The sequence below is a fragment of the Streptomyces sp. NPDC046862 genome, from assembly GCF_040704615.1.
Lineage (GTDB): Bacteria > Actinomycetota > Actinomycetes > Streptomycetales > Streptomycetaceae > Streptomyces.
In genome coordinates this window covers 65337-79394 of record NZ_JBEYXP010000060.1, presented here as the reverse complement: position 1 = coordinate 79394, position 14058 = coordinate 65337, and the positions used below count along the sequence as shown (strand labels likewise).

14 protein-coding genes are annotated in these 14058 nt (G+C 70.9%); 4 read left to right on the top strand and 10 right to left on the bottom strand.

Translation table 11 applies throughout. From position 1 onward, the window contains the following. Positions 1–149 precede the first annotated feature (149 nt). Positions 150–1316 (bottom strand): CapA family protein, encoded by a 1167-nt coding sequence (locus AB0959_RS44120; protein ID WP_366832515.1) that lies wholly within the window; start codon positions 1314–1316, stop codon positions 150–152. Positions 1317–1539: 223 nt separating this feature from the next. Here AB0959_RS44120 and AB0959_RS44115 point away from each other — a divergent pair, with 223 nt between their 5' ends. From AB0959_RS44115 to AB0959_RS44105, 3 genes are all read left to right on the top strand, one after another. Further along, positions 1540–2085 carry a sigma-70 family RNA polymerase sigma factor gene (locus tag AB0959_RS44115; RefSeq protein ID WP_366832514.1) on the top strand — a complete coding sequence of 182 codons (546 nt, stop codon included), beginning with the start codon at positions 1540–1542 and terminating at the stop codon, positions 2083–2085. Positions 2086–2219: 134 nt separating this feature from the next. Further along, positions 2220–2735 carry a hypothetical protein gene (locus AB0959_RS44110; protein ID WP_366832513.1) on the top strand — a complete coding sequence of 172 codons (516 nt, stop codon included), beginning with the start codon at positions 2220–2222 and terminating at the stop codon, positions 2733–2735. Between the two features lie 145 nt (positions 2736–2880). Next, positions 2881–3534, top strand: coding sequence for a zf-HC2 domain-containing protein (locus AB0959_RS44105; RefSeq protein ID WP_366832512.1), 654 nt, complete (start codon positions 2881–2883; stop codon positions 3532–3534). A gap of 37 nt (positions 3535–3571) precedes the next feature. Here AB0959_RS44105 and AB0959_RS44100 read toward each other — a convergent pair whose 3' ends face one another. Continuing rightward, complete coding sequence (locus AB0959_RS44100) at positions 3572–4432, bottom strand: DNA-formamidopyrimidine glycosylase family protein (RefSeq protein ID WP_366832511.1); 861 nt, start codon at positions 4430–4432, stop codon at positions 3572–3574. Between the two features lie 199 nt (positions 4433–4631). Between AB0959_RS44100 and AB0959_RS44095 the strand changes: the two genes are divergently transcribed. Beyond that, positions 4632–6068: a lipase maturation factor family protein gene (locus AB0959_RS44095; RefSeq protein WP_366832510.1), complete on the top strand. Its 1437-nt coding sequence runs from the start codon at positions 4632–4634 to the stop codon at positions 6066–6068. Here the strand turns inward: AB0959_RS44095 and AB0959_RS44090 are convergent. From AB0959_RS44090 to AB0959_RS44055, 8 genes are read right to left on the bottom strand one after another with little or no spacing between them, the layout of a single operon-like run. Then, positions 6056–6907 (bottom strand): amidohydrolase family protein, encoded by an 852-nt coding sequence (locus tag AB0959_RS44090; RefSeq protein WP_366832509.1) that lies wholly within the window; start codon positions 6905–6907, stop codon positions 6056–6058. The two genes, AB0959_RS44095 and AB0959_RS44090, sit on opposite strands and share 13 nt — an antisense overlap. After that, entirely contained in the window at positions 6904–7218 is a 315-nt protein-coding gene (locus AB0959_RS44085) for an L-rhamnose mutarotase (protein ID WP_366832508.1), read from the bottom strand. The genes AB0959_RS44090 and AB0959_RS44085 overlap by 4 nt, the downstream gene beginning before the upstream one ends. 28 nt (positions 7219–7246) lie before the next feature. After that, on the bottom strand, positions 7247–8221 hold the full coding sequence (locus tag AB0959_RS44080; RefSeq protein ID WP_366832507.1) for an aldo/keto reductase: 975 nt from the start codon (positions 8219–8221) through the stop codon (positions 7247–7249). Beyond that, on the bottom strand, positions 8218–8973 hold the full coding sequence (locus tag AB0959_RS44075) for an SDR family oxidoreductase (protein WP_366832506.1): 756 nt from the start codon (positions 8971–8973) through the stop codon (positions 8218–8220). Before AB0959_RS44075 ends, AB0959_RS44080 begins: the two co-directional genes overlap by 4 nt. Then, positions 8970–10334, bottom strand: a complete 1365-nt coding sequence (locus AB0959_RS44070; protein ID WP_366832505.1) for an L-fuconate dehydratase — start codon at positions 10332–10334, stop codon at positions 8970–8972. The genes AB0959_RS44075 and AB0959_RS44070 overlap by 4 nt, the downstream gene beginning before the upstream one ends. A gap of 44 nt (positions 10335–10378) precedes the next feature. After that, positions 10379–11413: an ABC transporter permease gene (locus AB0959_RS44065; protein ID WP_366832504.1), complete on the bottom strand. Its 1035-nt coding sequence runs from the start codon at positions 11411–11413 to the stop codon at positions 10379–10381. After that, entirely contained in the window at positions 11406–12926 is a 1521-nt protein-coding gene (locus AB0959_RS44060) for a sugar ABC transporter ATP-binding protein (RefSeq protein ID WP_366832503.1), read from the bottom strand. The genes AB0959_RS44065 and AB0959_RS44060 overlap by 8 nt, the downstream gene beginning before the upstream one ends. After that, the gene (locus AB0959_RS44055; protein WP_366832502.1) at positions 12923–13999 is read right to left on the bottom strand and encodes a sugar ABC transporter substrate-binding protein; all 1077 of its coding nucleotides are present in this window, start codon (positions 13997–13999) and stop codon (positions 12923–12925) included. Before AB0959_RS44055 ends, AB0959_RS44060 begins: the two co-directional genes overlap by 4 nt. Positions 14000–14058 lie beyond the last annotated feature (59 nt).

Genomic DNA, 14058 nt, shown 5'->3' with positions numbered 1-14058 from the left:
ACCGCAAACCACCAGCCCCGTCACCGCCCAAGCCGCGATCCGAAACAGAACACGACTCAAGTGGTGGCGGGAGAACTCAAAACCGGCTCACTAGGTCGCTGCCCCACGGTCTGTCACTTCCCCCCCCGACCCGTCGCTGCCACGACCCGTCACTGCCCCATGACCAGCCCGTCCTCGGCCGCGCCCCGGCTCAGGACCACGCTGCGGATGCGGTCGCGTACGTCGGTGCCGAGCGCCCGCCGTGCGATGGCCTCGTTGAGATTGACGACGCGGCCCGGGCCCAGGTCGAACCACTGCGGGATGAACTCGGCCTTCGTCACCTCCCAGCGGGCGCCCTCGCGGGCCGGCGGGGCGAAGGTGAACCGGGCGAGGGAGCTCTCGTTGCCGCGCGGGTCGTGGGCGCCCTGGTGGTTGACCATGGCTCCGGCGATCTGGTCGCCCATGCCGTAGACGACCCAGGTGCCGTTGACCTTCTCGTACGCCTGCGGGACGTGGGCGTGGGTGCCGATGATGACGTCGATGTCGGGGCGGCCGCCGGTGCGGGCCGCGGTGAGCCGCTGTCCCAGGTCGAGTTGCTGCGCGTCCGGCTCGTCCTGCCATTCGGAGCCCCAGTGCAGGGAGACGACGACCACGTCGGCGCCCTCCTTCCGGGCGGCCCGGGCGTCGGCGAGGATCCGGTCGGGGTCGATGACGTCGACGGCCCAGGGCTGCCCCTCGGGGAGCGGGAAGCCGTTCGTGCCGTACGTGTACGCGAGGTGGGCGACCTGGGCCCCTCCCGCGCGCAGGAGAGTGGTGCCGGCCGCCTCCCGCTCCGTCCGGGCCGAGCCCGCGTGCCGCACGCCCGCGCGGTCGAGCGCGTCGAGGGTGCGGTGGATGCCGGCGGCGCCGTCGTCGAGCGTGTGGTTGGAGGCGGTGGAGCAGCCGTCGTAGCCGGTGTCGGCGAGGGCCTTGGCGACCTCGGGCGGGGACTTGAAGGTGGGGTAGCCGGTGTAGTCGCCGTTCGCGCCGTAGACGGTCTCCATGTGGCAGAGCGCGAGGTCCGCCCCGGACACGACGGGCTTGATGCCCGCGAGCATGGGCCGGAAGTCGTAGCCCGTGCCGCCCGCGTCCGAGCCGGCCAGGCGAATGATCGAGCTGTGCGGCAGGACGTCTCCGGAGGCGACGAGCGTGAAGCCGCGGCGCTTTCCGGCGGAGGAGGAGGGCGCGGCGTTGCCCTGTGTCCGTGCCGACGGCTCCGGGGCCGCCTGGCATGCGGCGAGGCCCGCCGTTAGGAGGAACGTGAGGGCCAGAGTCGTCCGACGCGTGCGTGTCGTCATTGATTCACCCCGTTACTGTCGTATTGACTTACAAATCAACACGAATCGGCATACGGGGCCACTCGATCCCGGCCACCCTTAGCCCGTCCGGCGCGCCCGGACGGGCCGGGCCCCGTTCCGGAACGAACCGTTCGTCGCACCGTTCGCCGACAGGTTCGACCGCCCGCCGCACACCCGTGACGGCCCCCTGTCCCCGCGGGGCGTCCCGCGTTCCCATACGGCCATGACGGCCGGAACCACGATCACGAACGGGACGACCGCCGAGCACGAGCTGGCCGCATTGCAGCGGGAGCACGGCCGGCCCCTCTTCGCCCTCATGTTGCGACTGTCCGACGGTGACCGTCAGCGCGCCGAGGACCTGGTGCAGGAGACCTTCGTACGCGCCTGGCAGCACCCCGAAGCGCTCCGCGCGGACGACTTCACCTCCGTGCGCCCCTGGCTGCTCACCGTCGGGCGCCGGCTCGCCATCGACGCGCGCCGGGCCCGTCAGGCCAGGCCGGCCGAGGTCGGGGACGCCGTACTGGAGAACGCGCGCGTGTCCGCCGATCACGCCGAGCGGTCCGCCGCCGCCCTCGACGTACGGCGGGCTGTGAAGACTCTCACTCCCGAGCACCGCGAAGTCCTGGTGCAGGTGTATTTCCAGGGGGCGAGTGTGGCGGAGGCCGCCGAAGCCCTCGGGATTCCGCCCGGTACCGTGAAGTCCCGCGCGTACTACGCGCTGCGCGCCCTGCGCCGGGTGCTTCCGGGATACGCGGCCGACCTGCACTGAAACCAATGCTCGGGTCAAGCCTCGGCAAAGCGCCTTGCTGAGGACCATGGTTGAGCAATCAGCTGTCTTCATCCGTGTTCCCGATGGGACCCGGGTTCGGGCGACGCGCACGCACCGGAGGAAGGCAGGAAAGGATGCTCCACAGAGGTCAAGAGAGCACGGACGGCACCGGCGGCGGTGAACTGACCGTCCCCATGGCGTGGTTGTACGCCGAGTACATCGCGGACGAACTCCTGAGGACGGGCGACCTGATGCCGCCGACGTCCTTCGAGTTCCGCGCGGGACGGGACGCCCTGGCGCTGACCATCTTCCTCGCGGACACCGGCGGTGAGCTCTCCGGGATCCGGGTCGTCTCCCAGCTGGAGAACTGGCTGTCGCTGACCGCGTACGACCAGCCGTGGCAGGACTGGGTGCGCGAGCGCATGGCGCGGCTGGCCGCCGAGGCGACCGAGTCGGGCGGGCCCTCCCCGGACCTGGACCTGGCCGCCGCGGCCTGGCGCTGGCTGGAGGAGACCGAGTTGCTCGCACCCGATCTGGACGCGGTGCCGGGCGGCGGCCCGGTCATCGGAGAGGACGACGGTCCGAAGGTGTGGACGCCCGCCTGGCGGCTCGGTCTGCCCCTCGGGCACCTGGCGATCCATCTTTTTTGAACTCGGACCAATCCGCGGGTCCGAGGGCTCCGAATGTCTCGGTTGCCATTCCGTGATCCGGGGGCTTGAGTGATTCGTCGGTCCGGTGCGTACCGGTGGTAGCAAGAAGCAACCCCCACCGCATCACCGGCTCGAGGAATTCACCATGTGGTCCCAGGATCGTCACCATGACGTCGGCGCCTACGCGCTGGGCGTGCTGGACGAGATGGACGCCTTCCACTTCGAGGACCATCTCCGCGAGTGCCCCCGGTGCGCGGTACAGGTCACCGAGTTCAGGCCCGCCGCCCGCCAGATGATGCTGTACCGGGAGGCGACACCGCGCGCGGTGCACCCCTTCGCGGGTCCCGGCCCGCGGCTGATGGACCGGCTGCTCGAGGAGGTGGCCGCCAAGCAGCGGACCGGGCGCCGGCGCTGGCTGTTCGCGGTCGCCGCCTGTGTGGTGTTCGCCGTGGGCGGGCCAGCCGTCGCGGTCTTCGCGGGGCCGGACAAGCAGGCGAACACCGTCGCGGCGACCGACACGGCGACGGGGGTCTGGGCCGAGGTCCACGCCGAGGACAAGCTCTGGGGCAGCGAGATCGACGTCCAGGTCAAGGACCCGTCCGGGGGTCGCGCGTGTCAGCTCGTGGCGATCGGCGCGGACGGCTCCGAGGAGACGATCGCGAGCTGGATGGCGCCGAAGAAATCCGCCCAGCCCTCCGACATGCAGGGCGGCGCGGCCATGCCGCGCAAGGACATCGTCCAGTTCGAGGTCCGCTCGGACGGGGAGCGCCTCGTGACGCTGAAGTCGCCGTGGCACTGAGAGCACTTCGCGGGCGGGGCACCGCTCGTGGCGCCCGCTACTTGAGCAGCCGCGACATCCGCCGGTCCGCGAGCGGCTTGCCGCCCGTCTGGCAGGTCGGGCAGTACTGCAGCGAGGAGTCACTGAAGGAGACCTCGCGGACGGTGTTGCCGCAGACCGGGCAGGGCTCGCCGGCACGGCCGTGGACCCGCAGACCCGTCTTCTTCTCGGCCTTCAGGCGGCCCGCGGCCAGCCCGCGGGAGCGCTCGACGGCCTCGGTGAGCGTACCGCGCAACGCCTGGTACAGCTGACCCATCTCCTCGGGTCCGATCGAGGAGGCCAGTTTGAACGGGGACATCCTCGCGGCGTGCAGGACCTCGTCGCTGTAGGCGTTCCCCACTCCCGCGATCAGGCTCTGGTCGCGCAGCGCGCCCTTGATCTGGCGCCGCTCCCCCGCGAGCAGCTCCCTGAAGCGCGCCTCGTCGAAGTCGTCGGCCAGCGGGTCCGGGCCGAGGCGGGCCACTCCCGGCACCTCCTGCGGGTCGCGTACGACGTACACCGCGAGCCCCTTCTTCGTGCCGGCCTCCGTGAGGTCGAACCCCTCGCCGGTCTCCAGGGCGACCCTGAGCGCGAGGGGGCCCTTGCCGGGGCGGGGCACGCCGTCGGGGAGGCGGTCGCGCCACTGGAGCCAGCCCGCGCGGGCCAGGTGGGTCACGAAGTGCAGGCCGTCCCCGTCGATGTCGAGGAACTTGCCGTGGCGGTGCACGGAGGTCACCTCGCGGCCCTCGAAGGCGCTGACGGGAGGGTCGTACGTCTTGAGGACGCTGATCGCGACGGGCAGCACCCGGACGACCTCGTGGCCGACGAGACGCTCGGCCAGGAAGTCCCGCAGCGCTTCGACCTCGGGCAGTTCCGGCATACGTCCAGAGTGCCACCCGGGGCGGACGGTGCCATACGGGGCGAGCGATGTCGGTACAGGACTGAGGCCGGAGGCGCGGGAGTGCGCCCTGTCGGCGGGCACACCCCGTAGTTCTCGGGTGACAGGGTGCTCGCACGAGCGTTCGGCCACTATGGTCGGTAATGCACCTGTTCGGCCCGCACCCCCAGGAGCACCGCGCGTGGAGTGGTTCACCGCCCCCGACTACTGGATGAGCCGGTTGGTCTTCCAACGGGCTCTGGCCGTCGTGTACCTGGCCGGTTTCCTCTCCGCGGCCCTGCAGTTCCGCGCCCTGATCGGCGAGCGCGGGATGCTGCCCGTGCCCGTGTTCCTGCGACGGGTCACGTTCCGTCAGGCACCCGGCGTCTTCCACCTGCACTACTCGGACCGCTTCTTCGCGGCCTGGGCCTGGGCGGGATGCGCGGTGTCTGCGGCGCTGGTCGCCGGGCTGGACTCGCTGCTGCCGCTGTGGGGCGCGATGCTGCTGTGGCTGGTGCCATGGGTGATGTACCTGTCGATCGTCAACGTCGGCCAGACCTGGTACTCGTTCGGCTGGGAGTCCCTGCTGCTGGAGGTGGGCTTCCTGGCCGTCTTCCTGGGCAACGACGAGGTCGCGCCGCCGGTCCTCGTGCTCTTCCTGCTCCGCTGGGTGCTCTTCCGCCTGGAGTTCGGGGCGGGGCTGATCAAGCTGCGCGGGGACGAGTGCTGGCGAAAACTGACGTGCCTGGACCACCACCACGAGACGCAGCCGATGCCCGGCCCGCTGAGCTGGTTCTTCCACCACTTGCCCAAGCCCCTGCACCGGGTGGAGGTGGCCGCGAACCACTTCACCCAACTCGTTGTGCCCATCCTGCTGTTCACCCCGCAGCCGGTGGCGACGGCCGCCGCGTCGCTGATGATCGTCACCCAGCTGTGGCTGGTGCTGTCGGGCAACTTCTCCTGGCTGAACTGGATCACCATCGTGCTCGCCCTGTCCGCCGTGGACTACGGCGGCACCGCGCCCGGCGACGTGCCCGGAGCACCACTCTGGCACGAGGCCGTCGTCATCGCCGTGACCGCGCTGGTGGCGGGCCTGAGCTACCAGCCGGTCCGCAACATGATCTCCCGCGGCCAGATCATGAACCGCTCCTTCGACCCGCTTCATCTGGTCAACACCTACGGCGCGTTCGGCAGCGTGAGCCGCGTCCGCTACGAGGTGGTGATCGAGGGCACGGAGGACGAGGTACCGCGGGAGGACTCTCAGTGGCGGGAGTACGAGTTCAAGGGCAAGCCCGGTGATCCCCGGCGCTGGCCGCGCCAGTTCGCGCCGTACCATCTGCGGCTCGACTGGCTGATGTGGTTCGCCGCGCTCTCCCCCGCGTACGCCGGCGCCTGGTTCGGCGTCCTGGTGGAACGGCTGCTGGAGAACGACCGCGACACGCTGAAGCTGCTGCGCCGCTCCCCGTTCCCGCCGGACACCCCTCCCCGCCATGTCCGCGCCCGCCTCTTCCGCTACCGCTTCACGACGTGGCGGGAGCTGCGGGAGACGGGCGCCTGCTGGGACCGGACGTACGTGCGGGAGTACCTGCCGCCGACCCGGCTGACCCGCGCCGGGGCGGCTCCCGGTCAGAGGCCGTAGACGCGGGTGGCGGTGCCCTCGAAGACGTCCTTCTTCTCGTCCACGCCCAGGCCGGGCACCAGCTCGCCCGTGCCGTGGGCGACCTCGGCGTACGTCGCCGCCAGCGTGCACACCGGCCAGTCGGAGCCGAACATCAGCCGGCCGGGGCCGAAGGCGTCCAGCACCGTGTCGGCGTACGGGCGCAGCTCCCCCGTCGGCCAGCCCGAACGCCACTTCCCCGGGTCCGTCTCCGTCACCATGCCCGACAGCTTGCAGACCGTGTTGGGGAGTTCCGCGAGCGCCCTGATGCCGGACGCCCAGGGTTCGCGTTCCCCGGAGGCGATGGGCGGCTTTCCCAGGTGGTCGAGGACGAAGGTGAGACCGGGCAGGGCGGCGGCCGCCTTCACACAGGCGGGGAGCTGGTGGGGCAGCACCACCAGGTCGTACACGAGCCCCGCCGCGGCGACCGCTTCGAGCCCCCGGCGCACGTCCGGGCGGAGCAGCCACTCGGGGTCGGGCTCGCCCTGGACCTGGTGGCGGATGCCCTTCAGGTACGGGCCGCCGGGCAGCTCGCGCAGCCGGGCCAGTTCGTCGGAGACGCCGGGGCTCGTCAGGTCCGTCCAGCCGACCACTCCCGCGATCAGCTCGTGCCGCTCGGCGAGCGCCAGGAACTCCGGGGTCTCCTCGGCGACGGTGATCGTCTGCACGAGGACGCTGCGGTCGATGCCCAGGGCGCGGGCCTCGGGTTCGAGGTCCGCCATGGTGAAGTCGCGGCGAATGGGCTGGAGTTCGGGCCCGGTGATCCAGTCCTGGTCGCGTACGGAGAGGTCCCACACATGGTGGTGGGCGTCCACGGTCACGGCAGCTCCCAGACGACGGGCAGGCCCGCGGCGGCGCCCTCGTCGGAGTAGTCGTGGACGACGTCGAGCAGCTCGGCCATACGGGCCTGCCAGGCGACGTTGACCGGCAGTTTCTCCAGTTCGGCGAGGAGACGGGCGTAGTCGTCGCACTCCAGGACGTGGAAGAGGTCGGTACCGCTGCGCCAGATGGTCCAGGAGGTGGCTCCGGCGGCACGGATCGCGTCGGTGAGTTCCTCGGGGACCTCGCGGTGCGCGGCCTCGTACTCCTCGACGCGGTCGGCGCGGACCTTGGTGTGCAGGGCGACTCTCACGGTGTTTCCTCTCCTTCACGCGGGTACTTCACGCGGGTACGGGCGCGTCCTTGGGCAGCAGTCCCTCGGTGACCAGTTCCTGCCAGAAGTCCGCGGGCACGACGGTCGCGAACTGCTCGGCGCCGTCGCGGGCCTCGTCGGCCGAGCGGGCGCCGACGAGGACGCTCGCCACGGCCGGGTGCGCACCGGGGAAGGCGAGCGCGGCGGCACGCAGCGTCGTACCGTGCCGTTCGGCGATGTCCTTCAGTCGCAGCGCCCGAGCCACCAACTCCTGTGAGGCGGACGTGTAGTTGTAGGTTGCTCCGGGCTTCGGGTCCGCCAGCAGACCGGAGTTGAAGGCACCGCCGACGACCACGGACGCCCCCCTCTCCTCGGCGGCGGGCAACAGGTCGGTCAGCGCGCCCTGTTCGAGGAGGGTGTACCGGCCCGCGCAGAGCACCACGTCGACGTCGGTGTCCTTCACGAAGCGGGTGAGCATGGCCGTCTGGTTCATGCCCGCGCCGATCGCGCCGACGACGCCCTCGCCGCGCAGACGTTCCAGCGCGGGGTAGCCCTCTCGGAAGGCCTGTTCGGCGTGGTCGTCCGGGTCGTGGAGGTAGACGACGTCGACGCGGTCGAGGCCGAGCCGCTCCAGGCTGTCCGCCAGGGAGCGGCGGACGCCGTCGGCGCTGAAGTCCCACACGCGGCGGTGGGTGGCGGGGACGGCGAAGCCGTGGTCCATGTCGTCGCCGCCCGCGTCGGCGGGCTCCAGAAGGCGGCCGACCTTGGTGGAGATCGCGTACGCGTCGCGCGGCCGCTCGCGCAGGAACGCGCCCAGGCGCCGCTCGGACAGGCCGAGGCCGTAGTGCGGTGCGGTGTCGAAGTACCGGATCCCGGCCGACCAGGCGGCGGTGAGAGCCGCCTCCGCCTGCTCGTCGCTGACCTCCGTGAAGAGGCTGCCGATGCCGGCGGCGCCGAAGGACAGCCCGCTGACCTCGACGCCGCTCCTGCCGAGCGTGCTCACTGGCCCACCGGCCTGAGGCGCAGCCCCTGCATGCCGCCGTCCACCGCGAGTGCCGTGCCGGTGGTGGCGCCGGACAGCGGGCTCGCCAGGTAGGCGACGGCGCCCGCGACCTCGGGTGCCGAGACGAGGCGGCCGGTGGGCTGGCGGGCTTCGAGGGCGGCCCGTTCGGCGGCCGGGTCCGTGGCGGCGTCCAGCAGGCGGCCCACCCACGGGGTGTCCACCGTGCCGGGGTTCACGCAGTTCACACGGATGCCCTCACGGACGTGGTCGGCGGCCATGGCCAGGGTGAGGGAGAGGACGGCCCCCTTCGACGCGGAGTACAGCGCGCGCTGCGGCAGCCCGGCGGTGGCGGCGATGGAGCAGGTGTTCACGATGGCCGCGTGCGCCGACTCGCGCAGGTGCGGCAGGGCGGCGCGGGCCACCCGGACCATGCCCACGACGTTGACGTCGAGCACCCGGTGCCACTGGTCGTCGTCGTTGTCCTCGATCGTCCCCTGGGCGCCGATGCCCGCGTTGTTGATCAGTACGTCGAGTCCGCCGAGGTCGGCGACAGCGGCGGCCACGGCCTCACGTACGGACGCGTCGTCGGTCACGTCGGCGCGGTAACCGGACAGGGGTTTCTCCACCGACGAGGGGTCGAGGTCCAGGACGGCGACCTGGGCGCCGCGGGAGGCGAGGAGTTCGGCGGTCGCCCGGCCGATGCCGGAGGCGCCGCCCGTCACCAGCGCCTTGAGACCCTCGAAGTCGCTCATGCCGCGTGTCCCTTCTTGTTCGGGTGTTCGTCGGTCTTCAGATCGGCGGCCCAGAAGGTGCCGCCCGGAAACGTGTACTCCTCGATGGACTCCGGCCGCATGGTGGCGGAGAAGCCCGGCGTGGTGGGTGCCGTGTAGTGACCCTCGCGGATCACCACGGGGTCGAGGAAGTGGTCGTGCAGATGGTCGACATATTCGATGACCCGGTCCTCGGTGGTGCCGGACAGCGCCACGTAGTCGAACATCGACAGGTGCTGGACGAGCTCGCACAGCCCGACCCCGCCCGCGTGCGGGCAGACGGGCACGCCGAACTTGGCCGCGAGCAGCAGGATCGCCAGGTTCTCGTTGACGCCGCCGACGCGGGCCGCGTCGATCTGGAGGACGTCGAGTGAGCCCGCCTGGAGGAGCTGCTTGAAGATGATGCGGTTCTGGACGTGTTCGCCGGTGGCGACCTTGACGGGGGCGACGGCCTGGCGGATCGCCGCGTGGCCGAGCACGTCGTCGGGGCTGGTCGGCTCCTCGATCCAGTACGGGTCGAACTCGGCGAGCGCCTTGACCCACCGGATGGCCTCGTCGACGTTCCACCGCTGGTTGGCGTCGACGGCCATGCGGATGTCCGGGCCGACGACGGACCGGGCTACGCGGCAGCGCCGTACGTCGTCGGCGAGGTCCGCGCCCACCTTCAGCTTGATCTGCCGGAACCCGTCGGCGACGGCCTGGGCGGCCAGCCGGGTGAGCTTCTCGTCGCTGTAGCCGAGCCAGCCCGGGGACGTGGTGTAGGCGGGGAAGCCCTGGGCCAGCAGCCGGGTCTTCCGGTCCCCCGCCCCTTCCTTGCCCCGTCGCAGCAGCTCCAGCGCCTCGTCCGGGGTGAGCGCGTCCGTGATGTAGCGGAAGTCGATCTGACGGACCAGCCACTCGGGCTCGGCGTCGGCCATCAACTGCCACAGGGGCTTGCGGGCGCGCTTGGCGGCCAGGTCCCACACCGCGTTGACGACCGCGCCGATCGCCATGTGCATCACGCCCTTCTCCGGCCCGAGCCAGCGAAGCTGGCTGTCGCCGATCAGGTCCCGGAACACGGACCCCGGGTCGTCGCACAGCTCGTCGACGGACCGTCCGACCACATGGTTCCGCAGGGCCTCGATCGCTGCGACCTGGACATCGTTGCCCCGCCCGATGGTGAAGGTGAAGCCGTGCCCCTCCGGGGCGTCGTCGATGCCCGTGCGCAGCACGACGTACGCGGCCGAGTAGTCGGGGTCCGGGTTCATCGCGTCGGAGCCGTCGAGCTCGCGCGAGGTCGGGAACCGGATGTCGTAGGTGTCGACCGCGGTGATGCGGGAGGGGGTGTCGGAGGTCGGGGACACGGGAGGCCTTTCGGTCGGAAACTCGGTGACGAGGAGTCGGCTGGTCAGTCCTGGGCGCGGCCCGTGGTGACGCGGGCGATCATGAGGGCGACCAGGATGATGCCTCCGTAGATGGCCTGGATCCAGAACGACGGCACCTGCGCGAGGGTGAGCAGGTTCTGCACGACACCCAGGAGGAGTACGCCGGTGAGGGCGCCGAACATGGTGCCCTTGCCGCCGTCGAGGCTGATGCCGCCGATGACCGCCGCCGCGAACACGGTGAAGATCATGTTGTTGCCCTGGTTGGCGCTGATCGCCCCCACGTACCCGGTCTGCATGATCCCGCCGACGGCGGCGAGGGTGCCCGCGACGACGAACACGCCGAGCATCACCCGTTCGACGCGGATGCCCGCCGCGCGCGCCGCGTCCACGTTGCCGCCGATCGCGTACATCGCGCGGCCGACGCGGTGGTACCGCAGGACGAGCCCGGCGACGCCGAAGGCGACGGCCGCCAGCCACACCGACATGGGCACACGGAGGAAGGTGGTGGTCGCCAGTGAGAAGAACGCGTCGGGCATGCCGAACAGCGTCTTGCCCTTGGTCGCGCCGACCAGCAGTCCGCGCAGCACGATCAGCATCGCGAGGGTGACGATGAACGCGTTGAGCTTGAACTTCACCACGAGGACGCCGTTGAACGCGCCGATGGCGGCGCCCACGACGAGGATCGCGAGCAGCGCCAGGGCCGCCGGGAGTTCGGTGCCCCAGCCCGACTGCGCGGCGGGCAGCACGAGCAGGGCGCCCACGGCGGGGGCGATACCGACGACCGACTCCAGCGACAGGTCGAACTTGCCGGTGATCAGCACGAGCGACTCGGCCAGCACCACCATCGCGAGGGCCGCGGACGCGCCCAGGATGGAGACGATGTTGCGTTCGGTGAGGAACGAGTCGTTGACGAACGCGCCGAACACCATGAGCAGCAGCAGGGCCGGGACGAGGGCGAGTTCGCGGGCGCGGCGCAGCAGTACGGCCCTGGCCGCCCGGGGGTCGGGCACCTTGACGGGGGTGGAGGTCGAGGCCGACGGGGCCTTCGTGTCAGCCATGGTCCACTCCTTCGATGGAGGCGATCAGCTCGTGGTCGTGCCAGCCGGCCCGGTGCTCGGCGACGACCCGGCCGTGGAAGAGGACGAGGACGCGGTCGCAGCGGCGCAGGTCGTCGAGTTCGTCGGAGACGACCAGGACGGCGGTGCCGTCCTCGCGGGCGTTGTCCACACGGGACAGCAGGGACTCCTTGGATTTCACGTCGACGCCCGCCGTGGGGTTGATGAGGACGAGCAGCCGTGGGTCGGAGGCGAGGGCGCGGGCCATCACCACCTTCTGGGCGTTGCCGCCGGAGAGGTCCGAGACGGGCTGATCGGGGCCCTCGGTGTGGATGTCGAGGCGGTCGATCAGCTCGGTGGCCATGCCCCGTTTGGCGGCGGTGCCGACGAGCCCGTACCGGCCGAGCCGGTCCAGGACACTCATCGTGGCGTTGTCCCCGATGGTCATGCCGAAGACGAGCCCCTGGACGTGCCGGTCGCGGGGTACGCAGCCGACGCCGGCCTTCATGGCCGCCCGGACGTCGCCGAACGGGAGCGGAGTCCCGTCCAGCAGGGCGGTTCCGGACGTCGGTGTGTGCAGTCCGGCGAAGGTCTCGGCGAGTGAGATCTTGCCGCTGCCGCTGGAACCGGCGAGTCCGACGACCTCACCACGGCGGACGGTCAGGGCGATGTCCTCGTACGCGTCGGAGGTCAGGTCGCGCACGTCCAGGACGACGGGTGCGTCGACGCCGTCCTGTTCGACGACGGCCTCCGCCGCGGCCGCCTGCCGTTCGGCGACCACCTCCCCCGCCATTGCCTCCACCAGCGCCGCGCGCGGGAGTTCGGCCACGGGTGCGGTGGTGATCCAGCGGGCGTCACGCAGCACGGTCACCGTCTGGCAGACCTCGTACACCTCCTGGAGGTGGTGGGAGATGAACAGGAAGGTGACGCCGGACTCCTGGAGAGCGCGCATCCGGTCGAAGAGGCGCTCGATCTCGCGGTTGTCGAGCTGGGCGGTGGGTTCGTCGAGGACGATGAAGCGGGCTCCCTGGCTCAGGGCCCGGGCGATCTCCACCATCTGCCGGTCCTCGACCTTGAGGTCGGCGGTGCGGGCGTCGGGGTCGACGCGCACGTCCCAGGTGTCGAGGACCTCGGTGGCCGCCGCGTGGAGCCTGCGCCAGCTGAAGAAGCCGCGCCGGCTGTCGGGCTGGCGGTTGAGGAAGAGGTTCTCCGCGACCGTCAGTTCGGGGACGACGGTGGGCCGTTGGTAGACGCAGGCGACCTTGCTCCGCCAGGCGGCGCGGTCGCCGAGCGGCGGTGCCGGCTCACCGTCGAAGCGGACGGTGCCCGCGTCGGGGGCCTGGAGTCCGGTGAGGACGGTGACGAGGGTGGACTTGCCCGCGCCGTTGCGGCCGACGAGGGCGTGGGACTCGCCGGGCAGGACGGTCAGCCGGCCGTCCTCCAGGGCGACGGTGGGGCCGTAGTGCTTGACGATGCCCGTGGCCTCTACCAGGGGGGTGGCGGTGGCAGCGCTCATTTGACCGTGTTGCCCCAGAGCTTGGGGTCGTCGACGTTGTCCTTGGTCACCAGCGGGGCGGGCAGCTGGTCCTCCAGGATGCCGCTGGGCAGCTTGACGATCGTGGAGTCGTGGTCGGTGGGCCCGGGCTTGAACGTCTTCCCCTCCATCGCCGCCTTGATGTAGTACATGCCGTACTTGGCGTAGGCGTCAGCGGGCTGCGAGACGGTCGCGTCGATCTGGCCCTTGCGGATGGCGTCGAACTCCTGCGGGATGCCGTCGTTGGAGACGATGGTGATGTGGCCCTTCTGGCCGGCCTCCTTCAGCATGCCCTTGGACTTCAGGGTCTGCAGGGTGGGCGCGAGGTAGACGCCGCCCGCCTGCATGTAGATGCCCTTGATGTCGGGGTTGGCGTTGAGGAGGGTGTCCAGCTTGGAGGCGGCGGTGTCGGACTCCCACTTGGCGGGGATCTCCAGCACCTTCAGCTTGGGGTAGTTCTTCTTGACGCAGGCCCGGAACGCCTCGGAGCGGTCACGGCCGTTGACCGAGGCCAGGTCGCCCATGATCTGCACGACCTTGCCGCTGGGTATCTGCTTGCCGAGGTACTCGCAGGCCTTCTCGCCGTACGCCACGTTGTCCGCGCGGACGACCATGGCGACCTTGCCCTTGTCCGGTGCCACGTCCACCGCGACGACGGGCACGCCCTTGCGATCGGCCTGGTCGAGTCCGGCGACGATCGCGGCGCTGTCGAGGGGCGCGACGACGAGGCCCTTGACCCCCTGGTTGAGGGAGTTGTTGATGTCCGTGATCTGCTGGGACGGGTCGCTGTTGGAGTTGACCGTCTTGAGGGCGTCGACGCCCTCGGACTTGGCCATCTTGGGCACGTAGTCGTTGTACGACTGCCAGAACGGCGAGGTCAGCAGGGGCAGGATCACCCCGACCTTTCCGTCGCCGCCGCCCTCCCCGGCGGAGGAGGCGTTGTCGTCCTTGGTGCTGCCGCACGCCGCGAGCACGAGGGCGGCACAGGAGGCGGCGACCACCGCGCGCATCCTCCGTGCCCCAGTCTGCCCGTTCCGTGGGTTTGTGCCGGCCATCTGTCAGCTCCTCGTCGAGCGTGGTTCAAGCGAGCATGGATAACGCAGTCATGAGCAAG

Coding starts and splice junctions, on each gene's coding strand:
- AB0959_RS44115 (WP_366832514.1), top strand. CDS start 1,540: ATGACGGCCGGAACCACGATCACGAACGGGACGACCGCCGAGCACGAG.
- AB0959_RS44060 (WP_366832503.1), bottom strand. CDS start 12,926: ATGAGCGCTGCCACCGCCACCCCCCTGGTAGAGGCCACGGGCATCGTC.
- AB0959_RS44065 (WP_366832504.1), bottom strand. CDS start 11,413: ATGGCTGACACGAAGGCCCCGTCGGCCTCGACCTCCACCCCCGTCAAG.
- AB0959_RS44100 (WP_366832511.1), bottom strand. CDS start 4,432: ATGCCGGAACTGCCCGAGGTCGAAGCGCTGCGGGACTTCCTGGCCGAG.
- AB0959_RS44075 (WP_366832506.1), bottom strand. CDS start 8,973: ATGAGCGACTTCGAGGGTCTCAAGGCGCTGGTGACGGGCGGCGCCTCC.
- AB0959_RS44105 (WP_366832512.1), top strand. CDS start 2,881: ATGTGGTCCCAGGATCGTCACCATGACGTCGGCGCCTACGCGCTGGGC.
- AB0959_RS44110 (WP_366832513.1), top strand. CDS start 2,220: ATGCTCCACAGAGGTCAAGAGAGCACGGACGGCACCGGCGGCGGTGAA.
- AB0959_RS44120 (WP_366832515.1), bottom strand. CDS start 1,316: ATGACGACACGCACGCGTCGGACGACTCTGGCCCTCACGTTCCTCCTA.
- AB0959_RS44055 (WP_366832502.1), bottom strand. CDS start 13,999: ATGGCCGGCACAAACCCACGGAACGGGCAGACTGGGGCACGGAGGATG.